12 protein-coding genes and 1 riboswitch are annotated in these 15,383 nt (G+C 74.1%); of the genes, 10 read left to right on the top strand and 2 right to left on the bottom strand.

The window, feature by feature from the left end; all coding sequences use genetic code 11:
• Positions 1-17: 17 nt before the first annotated feature.
• Together ACPU2J_RS31530 and ACPU2J_RS31525 are read right to left on the bottom strand one after the other, a co-directional pair.
• A complete protein-coding gene (locus ACPU2J_RS31530) occupies positions 18-731 on the bottom strand; it encodes an alpha/beta fold hydrolase (protein ID WP_420078576.1) in 714 nt (237 codons plus the stop codon).
• 138 nt (positions 732-869) lie between these two features.
• Positions 870-2,282, bottom strand: a complete 1,413-nt coding sequence (locus tag ACPU2J_RS31525; RefSeq protein WP_423834582.1) for a hypothetical protein — start codon at positions 2,280-2,282, stop codon at positions 870-872.
• Positions 2,283-2,380: 98 nt separating this feature from the next.
• Positions 2,381-2,528, bottom strand: a riboswitch (cobalamin riboswitch).
• A 369-nt stretch (positions 2,529-2,897) separates the two neighbouring features.
• Between ACPU2J_RS31525 and ACPU2J_RS31520 the strand changes: the two genes are divergently transcribed.
• From ACPU2J_RS31520 to ACPU2J_RS31475, 10 genes are all read left to right on the top strand, one after another.
• Complete coding sequence (locus ACPU2J_RS31520; RefSeq protein WP_423834581.1) at positions 2,898-5,594, top strand: prenyltransferase/squalene oxidase repeat-containing protein; 2,697 nt, start codon at positions 2,898-2,900, stop codon at positions 5,592-5,594.
• Positions 5,591-6,514 (top strand): hypothetical protein, encoded by a 924-nt coding sequence (locus ACPU2J_RS31515; RefSeq protein ID WP_420078579.1) that lies wholly within the window; start codon positions 5,591-5,593, stop codon positions 6,512-6,514. Before ACPU2J_RS31520 ends, ACPU2J_RS31515 begins: the two co-directional genes overlap by 4 nt.
• A gap of 4 nt (positions 6,515-6,518) precedes the next feature.
• Positions 6,519-7,706, top strand: coding sequence for an energy-coupling factor transporter transmembrane component T (locus ACPU2J_RS31510; RefSeq protein ID WP_420078580.1), 1,188 nt, complete (start codon positions 6,519-6,521; stop codon positions 7,704-7,706).
• Positions 7,703-9,367: an ABC transporter ATP-binding protein gene (locus ACPU2J_RS31505; protein WP_423834580.1), complete on the top strand. Its 1,665-nt coding sequence runs from the start codon at positions 7,703-7,705 to the stop codon at positions 9,365-9,367. The genes ACPU2J_RS31510 and ACPU2J_RS31505 overlap by 4 nt, the downstream gene beginning before the upstream one ends.
• Positions 9,364-10,230, top strand: a complete 867-nt coding sequence (locus tag ACPU2J_RS31500; protein WP_423834579.1) for an ECF transporter S component — start codon at positions 9,364-9,366, stop codon at positions 10,228-10,230. The genes ACPU2J_RS31505 and ACPU2J_RS31500 overlap by 4 nt, the downstream gene beginning before the upstream one ends.
• Before the next feature lie 173 nt (positions 10,231-10,403).
• Positions 10,404-11,390 carry an ABC transporter substrate-binding protein gene (locus tag ACPU2J_RS31495; RefSeq protein ID WP_423834578.1) on the top strand — a complete coding sequence of 329 codons (987 nt, stop codon included), beginning with the start codon at positions 10,404-10,406 and terminating at the stop codon, positions 11,388-11,390.
• 5 nt (positions 11,391-11,395) lie between these two features.
• Complete coding sequence (locus ACPU2J_RS31490) at positions 11,396-12,499, top strand: FecCD family ABC transporter permease (protein ID WP_423835032.1); 1,104 nt, start codon at positions 11,396-11,398, stop codon at positions 12,497-12,499.
• Positions 12,496-13,407, top strand: a complete 912-nt coding sequence (locus ACPU2J_RS31485) for an ABC transporter ATP-binding protein (protein ID WP_423834577.1) — start codon at positions 12,496-12,498, stop codon at positions 13,405-13,407. The genes ACPU2J_RS31490 and ACPU2J_RS31485 overlap by 4 nt, the downstream gene beginning before the upstream one ends.
• 278 nt (positions 13,408-13,685) lie before the next feature.
• Entirely contained in the window at positions 13,686-13,811 is a 126-nt protein-coding gene (locus ACPU2J_RS31480; RefSeq protein ID WP_361593090.1) for a hypothetical protein, read from the top strand.
• Between the two features lie 122 nt (positions 13,812-13,933).
• Positions 13,934-15,361: a YcaO-like family protein gene (locus ACPU2J_RS31475; protein WP_420078586.1), complete on the top strand. Its 1,428-nt coding sequence runs from the start codon at positions 13,934-13,936 to the stop codon at positions 15,359-15,361.
• The last annotated feature ends 22 nt before the right edge of the window (positions 15,362-15,383 follow it).

Raw genomic sequence — 15,383 nt, 5'->3', positions numbered from 1 at the left:
CACGGGGCGGGGTGATCTCACTCGGCGGCGGCGTCGAGGAGGACCTGTGCCAGCTCGCGCGGCCGGGAGAACATCGGCCAGTGGCCGGTGTCCAGCCTGACCAGCCGCCAGCTCTCGCCGTTCAGCAGCTCGGCCACCTCGTCGTCGGGCTCGGCGTCCTCGGGAGCGGTCCCCGGCATCACGCACAGGACGTACGTCGCCGGAAGTGCGCCGAGCGGCCCCGACAGCACGGCGGGCTCGGTCAGCGTGGCGCCCGGGTGCGGCGTCGAGCCCCGCACGAGGCGTGCGATCTGCTCGTCGGTGAGACCCTCGCCGTCGTAGTGCGCGGCCGGTGGGACCGGCCAGAACCCTCCGCCCCCGGCGATGGCCGCCTCCAGGGCCGCCCCGCCGTCCGGCCGGGCGGAGACGAACGACTCGCCGTCGGCCGGAACGCTCGAGTCGACGAACACCACGCGGGCTAGCCGGTCACCGATCCGCTGTGCGGCCTGGCCCACCGGGATGCCCGAGTAGCTGTGACCCACCAGGACCACGTCACGCAGACCGCCGCGTTCCACCTCGTCGACGATGTCCTGGACGTGCGTCTGCTGCCCCGCCGGTACACCCTGCTTGTCGGCGAGACCGGACAGCGTCAGCGGATGGACGCCGTGGCCTGCCGCGCGCAGATGCGGCACCACCTCGCCCCACGCCGACGCCCCGAGCCGTGCACCTGCGACCAGCACGAAATTCACCATGCCCGCACCGTAGCCGGAGAGCCCGCCGAACCTCCAGGCGTATTTTCGTGAACGCCCTGGTCAGAGGCGCCCAACGCTCCCTCTACCCGCCGGGCGCCCGCCCCCGCGGTCCTCCGCGGGGGCGGGTGGTCGCGGCGGTCAGGCGCCCCAGCGCAGGGCGATGGTGTCGCCGACGTTGATGACCTTGTTGCGGGCCGCTCCGGCGAAGGCCGAGCCGTCGACGCTCACCTTCCAGGTGTGGGAGCCGCTGTTGGCCTTGCCGTTGATGTTGGTGATGGTGCCGGTGCCGGACGAGGGCGTGACGCTCGTGACGCAGCCGGCCGGGGTGGCGCCGCTCGTGGCGGCGGCCAGGACGTCGCCGAGGGTGGTGGTCGTACCGGTCGGGGTGAAGGAGACGGAGCAGACCTTGAGGCTGCCCGCACCGTCGTCGACGGTCAGCGCCAGCCGGGTCGCCGTACCGGCGGTGAAGGTGGACTGGGCGACCCACTGCGGGGCCCCCGGCGTGACGGGGACGGGCGGGGCCGTGGTGAACCCTCCCCCGGCGACGGCCCGCAGGGCGTCGATGGAGGCGTAGGCGGTGGGCGCGGTGTCCGCGGGCTTGTACTTGAAACCGCCGGCCGGGTTGTACTGGTTGGCGATCAGGAAGTCGATCGGGGTCTTGCCGCTGCCGGTGAGGAAGTCCCCGGTCTGGGGGTTGAACCCGCAGGCGTTCAGACCCGCGACGCCCCAGCCGTTGGAGCTGGTGTTCACCCCGTAGAGGGAGTTGAAGGCGCCGCTGCCCGACACCAGGGTGCTCTTGAGGAAGTTCTTCGCCTGCACGACGTCGGTGTCGGTGTTCGGGACCCCGGACACGCACAGGGCCGCCATGGCCGCGCCGGTCATGTCGACGTCGCTCGCGGAGTTCAGGACGGTCGGGTTGCCCTCGCCCTTCTGGTAGGTCCAGCCGCCGTCCACGTGCTGGTTGGCGCGCAGGCGCGCCACCATGGCGTCGGTCAGCGCCTGCGGGACACGGGCGCCGCCCGCCTGGGTCTTGGCACCGCCGAGTGCGAGGGCCGCGAAGACCGTGCCGTTGAAGTTGCCCGAGGGGCCGAAGTAGCCGGCCTCGGCGGTCTGCCAGTAGGAGTACACGTGTGCGATGAGGTTGCGGGAGGCCGAGACCCGCATCGGGTCGATGCCGGCCGCGTAGGCGTTGAGGGTGCCGCGCTCGTAGTCGGTGACCACCGGGGAGGCCTGCGGCCAGCCCGCCGTGGAGAGCAGGTTGCGGTAGACGGTCCGGGCGTTCTTCGTGGTGTCGCCGCCGGGGTGGACGTCGACGACGGCCGTGCCGGCCGCCGCGAAGGTGGTGAAGGCCCACTCGTTGGAGAGACCGGCTCCCGCGTAGGAACCGTCCGCGGCCTGGAGCGACTTGAGATAGGTCACACCGTTCGCCTTGGACGTGGCGATCTGCGCGGGCGAGGACGTGGCGGACGCGGGCAGTACGGTGAGGGCGAGCGCGCCGAGCGCTGCGGGCACCACGAGGGTGAGGCGGCGCTGTGTGCGGGTACGGGACATGGCCTGCTCCTGGAATGAGGGACGCCGGCCCGACCGGAGCTCGCACGGGCGACGGCCCGGAGCTCGGTGGCGGCCGTCCGGATCGCGTGGTACGGCTGGTGAACTGGCAACGCCAGATGGGCATTCGGGCTCGGTGACGGCCCCCTGCCGTCCCACACCGCTGCGCGTCAGCCCCGGATTCGCACCAGGTTCCCCCATGTGGCAGCCCAGGACGCTACCCGAGTGATCAAGGGTCCGCCAGCCACCGCGTGCGGGGCCGGTCGAGCGCCGGCGGAGCCCGGTCCCCTGAGACCCAGCGCACCTTGACGCTGTCTCGGACCGCGTGGTCCACTCCGACTGATAAGCACTCAGCCCCAGGGGAAGCCGGTCGAAGTCCGGCGCTGACCCGCAACCGTAGGCCCGGTCCGTCCGGGCGAGTCGGAATGCCTGGGGCCAGGTTTTTGCAGCGAGAAGCGCCGTCGCGGACTACGGCGTGGTTCGAACGGCTCCCCCGTGCCCGCACGGCCGTGGGAGCCCTCCGCCACGCTCTGCTCCGCCCGGCCGACACGAGGGGCCGTGGTGGGGACCGCACAGCATGCAGAGCGACACCCGAGGAGCAGGGGACCGCTGTCGCTCATGGCGGCGACGTTGCTGACCTGCGCCGCGAGCGTGGCCTTCGCCGGCGGGTCGGCGCCCGCCTCGGCGGACCCGATCGAGCAGTGCACGGCCACCACCGGCGCCATCGTGGCCGTGGACTTCGGCCCGTTCGGCGGCGCGCTGGAGAAGGGCTGCGACACCACGCCCACCACCGGCTACGAGCTGCTGCAGACCGCCGGTTTCACCCTGCAGGGCACCGTCCACGACGGCCCCGCCTTCATCTGCCGCATCGGCAAGGGCACCGGGACGCAGTACCCCACGCCCGACCGGGAGGACTGCGTCCTCACCCCGCAGGCCACGGCCTACTGGTCGTACTGGACCGCCTCTCCCGGGCAGCGCAAGTGGTCCTACAGCCAGCAGGGCGCCATGGCCCGCAGCCCGAAGCCGGGCGACGTGGAGGCCTGGGTCTACGGCGGCACCGACATTGCCGGCACCAAGGGCAAGCCGTCGTTCACCCCCGACGACGTCCGCGGCTTCACCACTCCCGACCCGACCGTGCCGACGGCCCCGCCCAAGGTGCCCGCCGGCGCGGTGGACGTGCGGGCGACCACCCGCTGGGTCACCGGAGCGCTCACGGACGGCGAGCGTGTCGTCGACGAGGGCTCGACCACCCCGAACCACTTCCTCACCACGGAGGCCGTGTTCGCGCTCGCCGCGGCCGACCGCAAGAGCCCGGTGGCGAAGAAGATCGCCGACTTCCTCGCCACGCCCGCGCAGACCGACGCGTACGCCTACCCGGCCGGGAAGGACGGCATCCCGGACGCCACCGCCGCCGCCCGGCTGGCCCTCGTCGCCGAGGCCACCGGCAAGGATCCCCGCGCGTTCGGCGGCCACGACCTGCTCGGCGACCTGGTGAAGTACGCCTGCCCGCGCGACATCGGCGACGGGGAGACGGTCGAAGGCTGCTTCACCAAGGGCGACTTCCGTACGACCGGACAGGCCGAGGCGCAGGCCATGGCCGTCATCGCCCTGGTCAACGCGGGGGTCACTCCCCCGGCGGGCTCCGTGGCCCGGCTGACCTTCCTGCAGTGCGAGGACGGCGGGTTCACCAGTGTCCTCATCCGGCCGGGAGCCGAGGGGTGCGAGAGCGAGGCCGGCTCCACCGGCCTGATCGCCCTGGCCCTGGAGCGGGCCGGTGGCCATGAGGCGGTCCTGCAGAAGGCCCGCAACCACCTGAAGAGGTCCCAGCTGGCGACCGGTGCCTGGCCCGCCGTCCACTACGAGACGACCGGCAACCCGATTGCCACGGGCTGGGCCGCGCAGGCCCTGCGCGCCCTCGGCGACGAGGCGTTCGCGGACGCCGGTGTTTCCTGGCTCTCCAAGCGCCAGCTCCCGTCGGGGGGATTCGGCTTCGCCGAGGACGACACCGAATCGCGGGTGTACCCCACCGCGACCGCCGCGATCGCGGGCGCCGGCACCGACCTCGCCACCCTGACCGCCAAGCCCGCCGAACCGCCCACCCCGACGACACCTCCCACCCCGACCACGCCGCCGCCCGGTCAGGGACCCGACGTGAAGAAGGGCGTCACGTATCTGACGGCACCGTCCCGCCTGGTCCAGGGCCGCTTCTACGAGAGCCGGCCCGGGAGCGGCTTCGCCGACTACGGGCTGACCATCGACGGCGCCTACGCCCTCGCCGCCACCGGGGAGGACAACGCCGCCCTGCGCAACATCGTCGACTTCATGGACAAGGGCGGCAAGGACGGCACGGGCCGCGGCATCCACGAGTGGACCCTCGTCGGCACGAAGTACGCCAACGGCGGCTCCCTCGGCAAGGCGGCCGTGCTCGCCCAGTCCGTGGGCCGCGACCCCCGCAGCTTCGGCGGCCAGGACCTGATCGCCGCTCTCGCCAAGGCCACCTGCCAGGCGAAGACCACCACCCGCCAGGAGTGCGCGGCGAAGGGCAACTACGCCTACGCCACGTCCGTGTTCAAGCAGTCCCTCGGCGTCATGGCCCAGCTGCGCGCCGGGGAGAAGGCCGCCGCGGCCGAGCCCGCCGCATACCTGAAGAGCCTCCAGGACCCCTCGGGTGCCTGGGTCAGCCTGATCGGCGAGCCCAGCGGCCCCGAGGTGGACTCCACCGCCATGGCCGCCATGACCGTCGACCTCCTCCCCGACGCCTCCTCCCAGGCGGCCGTGGACAAGGCCCTCGCCTGGCTCGCGGCCCAGCAGAAGGAGGACGGCGGCTTCCCCGGAGCCTCCGGCAACTCGGTGAACTCCGCCGCCCTGGCCGTCCAGGGTCTCTCACTGGATGCGGCCACGTACGGAGCCCAGATCGCCAAGGCCCGCGCGTTCCTGGCGGGCCAGCAGAACGCCGACGGCGGCTTCAACGTCGCCAAGGGCGGCCAGACCGGCTCCGACCTGCGCGCCTCCACCCAGGCCGTCGGCGGCGCCACCGGCATCTCCTTCGGGCTCCTGACCCGCGACCTGACCGGCACCACCCCCCAGCCGCTGCCCAGCACGTCCGGCGGCAGCTCCGGCGGCAACGGCTCGCCCGTCATCGTCACCCCGGGCGAGAACGGGGGCGGCGCCGGCTCCTCCGCGAGCGGCCCCCTCGCCTCCACCGGGGCTCAGGTGGGCGCCCTCGCCGCCGCGGCCGCGGCCCTGACCCTGGGCGGCTGGGCCCTCACCCGCGCCGCGAAGCGCCGCCGCGCGACCCCGGGGAGCGGGGCATGAGCCGCCACCGGGTCGTCCGGGCCCTGGCCCGGACCGCCGCCGCGCTGGGGCTGACCGTGGCGGCCTTCGCCGCCACCGCCGCCCCGGCCGGCGCCGCACCGCAGCCCATGGGGCAGTGCACCACCTCCTCGGGGGTCGTGCTCGCCGTGGACTTCAGCCACTGGGGCGGCCCCGTCTACCGCTCCTGCGGGACCACTCCCACCACCGGCTACGAGCTGCTCAACCAGGGCGGCTGGGCCACCACCGGCACCGGGCACGACGGCCCCGCCTTCATCTGCCGCATCGGCTACAGCGGCCACCAGGGCGGCCGGCAGTACCCGACGCCGCAGCAGGACGACTGCGTCCTGACCCCGCCGGCCTCCGCGTACTGGTCGTACTGGCACGCCGACCCCGGGCAGAACACCTGGCAGTACAGCCAGCTCGGCGCCATGCTCTACAAGCCGAAGCCCGGCAGTGTCGACCTGTGGATCTTCGGCGGGACGAACATCGAGGGCACCGAGGGCAAGCCCACGGTCACCCCCGACCAGCTCCGCGCCAAGAACACCAAGGCCACCGGCGGCCCCGCGCCGAAGGACACCCGGACCGCGAAGCCCCTCCCGCCGAACGTCGACACGGGCCCCAGGCCCGAGAACCCGCCCCCAGCCGCCCCGCCGACGACCCCGCCGCCGAGCCCCACCGCCCCGGCGAGCCCCGTACCGTCGCCCAGCGCCTCCGAGAGCGCGGCCGCCACGCCGTCCGCGCCACCGACGTCCGCCGCACCGGCCGCGGCCGCCGGGCCCGCGGTGGTGGAGGCGGCTCCCGCCGCCGACGCGCGGCACGACGCCGGGTCGTACCTGCCCGCCGTCGCCACCGGGGCTCTGGTGCTGCTGATCGGTGCCGCCGCCGTGTTCGCGGCCAGGCGCCGCCGTCGTACGGAGTAGCCGCGTGCCCCGCACCACCGTCGAGGCGGCGGCCAAGCCGCCCGTGTCCGCTCCCGCGCCGGACACGGGCGGACGCCGCCTGCCCCGTACCCTGCACCCGGTCGCCTGGTGGGTCTGGGCGCTCGCCCTGGCCACCGCCGTGAGCCGTACCAACAACCCGCTGCTGCTGTTCCTCGTCCTCGCGGTCCTCGGCTACGTGATCACCATGCGCCGTACCGAGGCACCCTGGGCGCGCGGCTTCAAGTACTACCTGTACCTGGCGCTCACGGTCGTGGCGATCCGGGTGGTCTTCCGCGCGGTCTTCGCCACCGGCATCACCCCGCGGGACCACTTCCTCTTCTCGCTGCCGCGCATCCCCACCCCCGACTGGTACGCGGGCATCCAGCTCGGCGGACCCGTCTCCCTGGAAGCGCTGCTCTCCGCCGCCACCGACGGGCTCCGCCTGGCCTGCATGCTGTGCTGCATCGGCGCCGCCAACACCCTCGCCAACCCCAAGCGGGCCCTGCGCATCCTGCCCGGCGCCCTCTACGAGCTCGGGGTGGCCGTCACCGTCTCACTCAGTGTCGCGCCGCAGCTCGTCCAGAGCGTGCAGCGGGTCCACCGCGCCAAGCGGCTGCGGGCCGGACGTTCCAAGGGCCTCCGGGCCCTGCGCGGGATCGTCGTCCCCGTCCTGGAGGACGCCCTGGAGCGCTCCCTGCGGCTCGCGGCGGCCATGGACTCGCGCGGCTACGGCCGCGCCGGCACCGCCACCCGTGGTTCGCGCCGCCTGACCGGCGCCCTGATGCTCCTCGGCATGTGCGGCCTGTGCGCCGGTGCGTACGGGCTGCTCGACGCGACCGCGCCGAAGCTGCTGGGGCTCCCCGCCATGGGTGCGGGGGCGGTGCTGTGCTTCGCGGGCCTGCGGCTCGGTGGCCGACGGATCAGGCGGACCAGCTACCGGCCCGATCCGTGGCGCGCCGCCGAATGGGCCGTGGCGGGCTGCGGCGTCCTCTCGGCCGTCCTCCTCTTCACCAACGTCGGCTTCAACGCAGCCGAGTTGAACCCGTCGATCTACCCGCTGAGCTGGCCGACCCTGCCGCTCGTCCCGGCCGCGGCGATCCTCCTGGCGGGGGCGGCCGGCTTCCTGGCGCCCCCGCCCACGGCCCCCGCCCGGCCCACCGTCCCCGCCCAGCGCACCGAGGAACCCAAGTGATCACCTTCGACCAGGTCTCCGTCCGGTACGAGGACACGGCCGAACCGGTCCTGCGCGACGTGGACCTCACCGTCGAGGAGGGCGAGCTCTGCCTGGTCGTCGGCCACACCGGCGTCGGCAAGTCCACCCTCCTCGGCGCCGTCAACGGTCTCGTCCCGCACTTCACCGGCGGCACCCTGTACGGCCGCGTCCTGGTCGACGGCCGGGACACCGCACACCACCCGCCCCGGGAGCTCGCCGACGTCGTCGGGGTCGTGGGACAGGATCCGCTCGACGGGTTCGTCACCGACACCGTCGAGGAGGAACTCGCCTACGCGATGGAGCAATTGGCGATCCCGCCGGCCACGATGCGCAAGCGGGTCGAGGAGACCCTCGACCTCCTCGGCCTGGCCGACCTGCGCCACCGTGCCCTGCACGAGCTGTCGGGCGGCCAGCAGCAGCGCGTCGCCCTCGGCTCCGTCCTGACCGCCCACCCGCGGGTCCTGGTCCTGGACGAGCCCACCTCCGCCCTGGACCCGACCGCGGCCGAGGAGGTCCTGGCCGCCGTCACCCGGCTGGTGCACGACCTGGGCGTGACGGTCCTCCTCGCCGAACACCGCCTGGAGCGGGTCGTCCAGTACGCCGACCGGGTCATCCACCTCCCCGGCGACGGCCGCGTGGTGTCCGGCCCGCCCGCCGGGATCTTCGTCACGTCCTCCATCGCGCCGCCCGTCGTGGAGCTCGGCCGCGCCGCCGGCTGGGACCCGCTGCCGCTCTCGATCCGCGACGCCCGGCGCGCCGCGGCGCCGCTGCGGACCCGGCTCGCCGCGGCCGCCCCGCCGCCGGTGCGCCCGGCACCCGTGGCCACCGGCTCCGGCCCGCTGCTCAGGGCGCGCGGGGTGACGGTCGCCTACCAGGGCGTCCCGGCGGTCCGCGAGGTCGACCTCGACCTGCGCGGCGGGGAGGTCACCGCCCTGATGGGCCGCAACGGCTCGGGCAAGTCCTCCCTGCTGTGGGCGCTCCAGGGCTCCGGCCCGCGCAAGGCGGGCAGCGTGCACGTGCGGGCACCCGGCGGCGCCGGGGGCGAGGACCGGGACCCGCGCAGGCTGTCCGCCGCCGAGGCCCGCCGTCTGGTGGGCCTGGTCCCGCAGACCCCGACCGACCTCCTCTACCTGGAGAGCGTGAAGGACGAACTCGACCAGGCCGACACCGAGTCCGAGGTCGGCGCCGACGCCCCCGGAGCCCGCGAGATCCTGGACCGCCTGGCACCCGGCATCGCCGACTCCACCCACCCCCGCGACCTCTCCGAGGGCCAGAAGCTCGCCCTGGTCCTCGCGATCCAGCTGTCGGCGGCCCCCCGGGTGGTGCTGCTCGACGAGCCCACCCGGGGCCTCGACTACCGGGCCAAGGAACAGCTGATCGCCATCGTCGACGGCCTCGCGACCCAGGGGCGCGCGGTGGTCGTCTCCACGCACGACGTGGAGTTCGTCGCCCGCGCCGCCGACCGCGTCGTGGTGATGGCCGAGGGGGACGTGGTCGCCGACGGCCCCACCACCGAGGTGATCGTCGCCTCCCCCGTGTTCGCCCCGCAGACCGCGAAGATCCTCGCTCCGCTCCCCTACCTCACGGTCGTCCAGGTGACCGCCACCCTGTCCGGCGCCGGAACGGACCCCGCCCGATGACCGCCGCCGTGCGCACCGCGGCCGTCCGGATCAACGCCCGCGCCGGCGTCGTCATCGCCATGGCCGCGTTCCTCGGCGTCGTCGCGTTCTTCTGGCCGTTCCTCGTCGCGCCGGGGAAGTTCGGGTCGAACTACGCCCCGCCGCTCATCTTCGGCGTCCTGCTGGTGATCGTGCTGTGCGTGGTGATCTCGGAGATCGCCGAGGGCGGCATCGACTCCAAGGCCCTGGCCATGCTGGGCGTGCTGTCCGCGGTCAACGCCGCGGTCCGCCCGCTGGGCGCGGGCACCGCCGGCATCGAGACGGTGTTCTTCATCCTGGTCCTGGCCGGCCGGGTGTACGGGCCGGGCTTCGGCTTCACCCTGGGCTGCACCTCGCTGTTCGCCTCGGCGCTCATCACGGGCGGGGTCGGGCCCTGGATGCCGTACCAGATGTTCGGCTGCGCGTTCGTGGGCATGCTCGCCGGCTTCCTGCCGAAGGCGTCCGGCCGTCGCGAGGTCGCCCTGCTGGCCGTCTACGGCTCCCTGTCGGGCTACCTCTTCGGATTCCTGCTGAACCTGTCCTTCTGGCCGTTCTCCCTCGACCCGAACAGTTCGATCGCCTACCTTCCCGGCCTGCCGTTCACCGAGCAGTTCCAGCGCTACCTGGCCTTCGACCTGGCCACGTCCCTGGGCTGGGACACCGGACGCGCCGCCACCAACTTCCTCTGCATCTGCCTCGCCGGGCCCGCCGTCCTCACCACCTTCCGCCGCGCCGCCCGCAAGGCCCGCTTCCGGGCGCCGGTCCGCTTCGACCCGGGAGGCTCCGCGCACCGGAGCGAGCCTCCGGCACCACCGGAGAGGCCCGCCACCGCCGCCCCTTCCTGAGCACGCGTTGCGCCGGCGCCCGACAGCGGGCACCGGAGCGGACCACACCCCCACAACGCGCAACCCGCTGTGCTGCCGTACGCCCCCGTGCGGCCGCGCACCTTGTTGCTGCCTGGATGCAACTGCATCTAATTTGCAAGAGATCGACGAAAACCCCCGAAAGGACCCACCACATGAGGGGCACACGCCCGCTTTCCGTCCTGCTGGCCGTGACCGCCGTACTGCTCGTACCGGGCTGCGGCAGCACCTCCCAGGACCCCGGATCCGCCTCGGCGCCGGCCGCCGACGGCTTCCCCGTCACGGTGTCCAACTGCGGTGTGGAGACGACGTACCAGCGGCCCCCGCAGCGCGCGGTGTCGCTGAACCAGCACGCCACCGAGGTGATGCTCGCCCTCGGGCTGGAGAAGTCGATGGTGGGCACGGGCTACCTCGACGACCGGATCCTGCCGGAGTACCAGGCCGCCTACGACTCGGTGAAGGTGCTGTCGAAGGAGTACCCGTCCTTCGAGGCGCTGCTGGCCGCCGAACCCGATCTGGTCTACGGCGGGTTCGGCTCCACCTTCGACGAGAAGGAGGGCCGCGGCCGCGCCGCCTTCACCAAGGCCGGGATCAACACGCACCTCAACATCGAGGAGTGCCCGTCCGGAGCGGTGACCATGGCCATGGTCGACGAGGAGATCCGCACCGTCGCGAAGATATTCGGCGTGCCGCAGCGGGCCGAGGAGCAGGTGAACAAGCTCCACGGCGTCCTCGACCAGGTCGAGGGCAGGCTCGCCGGTGTCGCCCCGGCCAAGCTGTTCGTCTACGACAGCGGTGACAAGACCGCGTTCACCGCGGGCGGCAAGGGCATCGGCAATGAAATGATCAAGCGCGCCGGCGGGGTCAACCTCTTCGCCGACCTGGACAAGGCCTTCGGCGACGTCTCGTTCGAGCAGGTGGCCGAGCGTGCCCCCGAGGTGGTCGTGATCTACGACTACGGCGACCAGCCCGTGGAGGAGAAGAAGAAGTTCCTCCTCGCGCACCCGGCCCTGAAGGACGTCCCCGCCATCAAGAACCAGCGGTTCGCGGTGCTGCCGCTGTCCTCCACCGTCCTCGGCGTGCGGGTACCGGCGGCCGTGGACTCCCTCGCCCGCCAGATCCACCCGGACCGGTTCCAGTGACCGAGCTGAAGGACGTCGCCGCGGCGCCCCCGCCGGCCCGGTCCGGGAGCGGACCGGCCCCGGCCCCGCCCGTCCGCCGCCGTCGCCGGGCCGTCCCCTATCCCGTGCTGCTCGCGGCCTTCGGGCTGCTGCTGGCCGCGGCCGTGACGGCGGGCATCGCGATCGGTTCGATCGGCGTGCCGGCCGGACAGGTGTGGGGCATCCTGCTGCACCGGCTGCACCCCGCCCTGGCCGACCCGACCTGGACCCCGGTGCGGGAGACCATCGTCGTCGACGTGCGGCTGCCGCGGGTGCTGCTGGCCGGTGTGGTGGGAGCGGGCCTGGCCGTGGCCGGCATGGCCCTCCAGGCCCTGGTCCGCAATCCGCTGGCCGACCCGATGCTCCTCGGGGTCTCCTCGGGCGCTTCGGTCGGCGCGGTGCTGGTCCTCGTCGTCCCCGTGACCGCCCTCGGGATGTTCTCCCTGCCCGTCGCGGCCTTCTGCGGGGCGCTGGCCGCGCTGGTCGCCGTGTACTTCCTGGCCCGCTCCGGCGGCCGGATGACGACCGTACGCCTGGTACTCGCGGGCGTGGCCATGGCCGAGGTCCTCTCCGCCGTGGCCAGCTTCCTGATCGTGACGTCGAACGACCCGCACAAGACGCAGTCCGCCCTGCGCTGGATGCTCGGAGGCCTCGCCGGGACCACGTGGACGACGGTCTGGATCCCCGTCGGGGCCGTACTCGCCGGCACCGCCGTGCTGCTGGCCGTCTGCCGGTCCCTGAACCTGCTGCTGGCCGGGGAGGAGGCCGCCGCGGCCCTCGGGCTCGACGTCCACCGCTTCCGCGGAGCCCTGTTCGTCCTCGTCGCCCTGATGATCGGGACGATCGTCGCGGTCAGCGGGCAGATCGGCTTCGTCGGCCTGATCATGCCCCATGTGGTGCGCCTGCTCGTGGGCGCCGACCACCGCCGGGCCCTGCCCGCCGCGGCCCTGCTCGGAGCGACGTTCCTGATCGCCGCCGACCTGGGCGCGCGGACCCTGATGAGCCCGGAGGAGATACCCGTGGGCATCCTCACCGCCCTGGTCGGCGGCCCGTTCTTCCTCTGGCTGATGCGACGGAAGGCGGCACGATGACGGACCTCGCGACCCCCGGGGCGCCCTCGGCCGGGGCGCCCTCCCCCGGAGCGCCCTCCGCCGCACCGGCCTCCCCGCCCGGCGCGCTCGCCGTGGAGGAGGTGTCGGTGGTGGTGGAGGGACGGACCCTGGTCGACCGCGTCTCCCTGCGGGCGGAGCCCGGCGAGGTGCTGGCGCTCGTGGGCCCCAACGGCGCCGGCAAGTCCACCCTGCTGCGCACCCTCTACCGGGCCCTGCGCCCGACCTCGGGACGGGTCCTGCTGGACGGCGAGGACGTGTGGCGGATGCCCGGCAAGGCCCTCGCCCGTCGCCTCGCGGCCGTACTGCAGGAGAGCGGCGGGGACTTCGAGCTGACCGTGTACGACGTGGCCGCGATGGGCCGCACCCCGCACAAGCGCGCCTTCGCCGGGGACGACGCCACCGATCGCGCCGTCGTCATGGAAGCGCTGGCCGAACTGGACGTGGCCGCCCTGGCGGACGCGCCGTTCGACCGGCTGTCCGGCGGGGAGAAGCAGCGGGTGCTCATCGCCCGCGCCCTGGCCCAGCGGGCCGGGACCATGGTGCTCGACGAGCCCACCAACCACCTCGACCTGCGCCACCAGCTCGACGCGCTGCGGCTGGTCCGCAGGACCGGGGTCACCGCCGTGATCGCCCTGCACGACCTCAACCTGGCCGCCGCCTTCTGCGACCGCATCTGCGTCATGGACGGCGGCCGGACGGTCGTCACGGGGACTCCCGGCGAGGTGCTGACGCCGGAGCTGCTCGCCGGGGTCTACCGCGTCGAGGCGGAGGTGAGCCGGCACGCGGACACCGGGATCCCGCAGATCACCGTGCTGCCCGGGGCCGGGCCCGACGTCTCGAACAACGGTCGCGCAGGGGGAGGGAATCCGGTCAACCGGACCGGGTGAGGAGGCGGGGGCGGTCCTGCGGGCCGCCCCCGCGCACCGGCCCGTCAGGCGGCCCGTACGTCGTGGTGCGTCCCCTCCGCCCCGTCCGGCACGCGCGCGTCGCTGCCGTCCGTCCGCGGAGTGCGTACCGCACCGCCGGCGGCACCGGCCGGAAGACGCCATTGCCGTACGGGGGGTGTTGAGCGGCCGCACGACCCCGCTCTACATTCCCGCATGTCATTTGTTCTTGCACCTGGTGCGCAACAGTGCATCCTGTGCCGATCCCGAGGAGGACGCAGATGGCGCACGCAGGCTGGGCCGAGCCCGAAGAGCCCCAGGCGGGCTGCCTGAAGTCCCACACCCCGGCGGTCGACGCGCCGTTCGAGTGGCGCGAGGACACCGAGGAGGAGCAGAGCGACAGCTGAACCGTGCGGTGGGGGCGGCCGTCGTCGCCCCCACCGCACGCCGTCGCATCCGACACCGCCCCGCGCCCGCCCTCGCTCTGTGCCCGCCGACCGTCCCGCCGACCGACGCAAGGGAGAGGGAGATGCCCGTGGCACCCGAGGACCCGACGGCACCGGCGGAACACGCCCCGGAGGAGACGGAGTTGACCGCGCGGCTCGCGGACGCCGGCGTGCACCTGGTCCGCAGGGTCGTCCTGGACCGTCCCCGCGTACGGACGGTGCCGAGCTGCGTCTCGTACAGCGCCCACCTGTCCACGGACCCCGCGACCGCGCCGGCCGCGGTCGACACCGTCACCGGCGGGGCCGCCCTCGGCGACCACGGGCAGGCACGCCGGGCGGCCGTGGGCGAGGCCGTCGAACGCCACTGCGCCAATCTCGTCCCCGACGCGCTGCCGACCGCCCCGTACGACCGAATGGTCCGGGCGGGTCGCGCCGCCCTCGATCCGCGGGAGGCGGCGCTCCACTCGCCCGCCCAGTACGCCGCACGCGGCTTCCCGTTCGTCCCGATGACACGCGACCTGCCCCTCGCCTGGACGACCGGGCTCGATCTCCACGACGGCACGGAGGTCCTCGTCCCCGCCTCCCTGACGTACGTGAACTACTTCAGGGGTGCGCGCCGCGCCGAGCCGCACACCCACCATCCCGTGCTGGCGGGCACGGCCGCGGGCCCGACCGTGCGGGACGCCCGGCTCGCGGCCCTGCACGAGGTGCTGGAACGCGACGCCGTCACCCTGTGGTGGCTCAGCGGCGCACCGGCCGCGCCGCTGGACACGGCCCCGGACGGGCCGCTGGCCACCGCGCTGGCCGAGGCGGCCGCCTCGGGGCTGCGCGTGACGCTGCTGCGGATCCCCTCCACCTTCGACGTCACGGTGGCCGGCGTCTTCGTCGAGGATCCGGTACGGCGCCTGGTCGGCTTCGGCAGCGCCTGCCGCGCCACACCCGGAGCGGCCGCGGCCAAGGCCCTCACGGAGGCCGTCGGCATGCACGAGACCGCCATGGAACTGCTGGACGGTGCGGGCGGGTTCTGGACCGCCGTCCGTGCGGGCCGCACCGGCCGGAGCCCCTACCGGGACCACCGGGAGGACCGCGCCTACCTCCAGGACTTCCGTCCCGACTGGCACGACGTCAACGACGTGCGCCTGCACGTCCAGGTCCACCTCGACCCCCGCATGCAGGGCGCCCGGCTGGACCGGCTGCGCACCCCTCGGCCCGGCCACCGCACCCGCACCTCGCCCCCGGCGGGGCCCGCGGCCCCCGGTCTGGACGGCTGCCTCGCGATGCTCGCCGCGCAGGGGCTGCGCGCCATCGCCGTGGACCTGACCCCTCCGCGGGTGCGGGCCGCCGGGCTGCACGTGGCCCGTGTGATCGTGCCCGGCCTGACCTCCAACACGCCGGCCGCCTTCCCCTTCCTCGGCGGCAGGCGCCTGCACCGGGAGCCCGCCGCCCGCGGCTGGATCCCCCGCCCGACCCGCGAGACGGACCTGGTCCTCTCCCCCCTGCCGTTCTCCTGAGCCCCGGACGGGGCGGCGCACA

The sequence above is a fragment of the Streptomyces manipurensis genome (assembly GCF_049570255.1).
Taxonomy (GTDB): Bacteria; Actinomycetota; Actinomycetes; order Streptomycetales; family Streptomycetaceae; genus Streptomyces; species Streptomyces manipurensis.
This window is presented reverse-complemented; position numbering and strand designations above follow the sequence as displayed.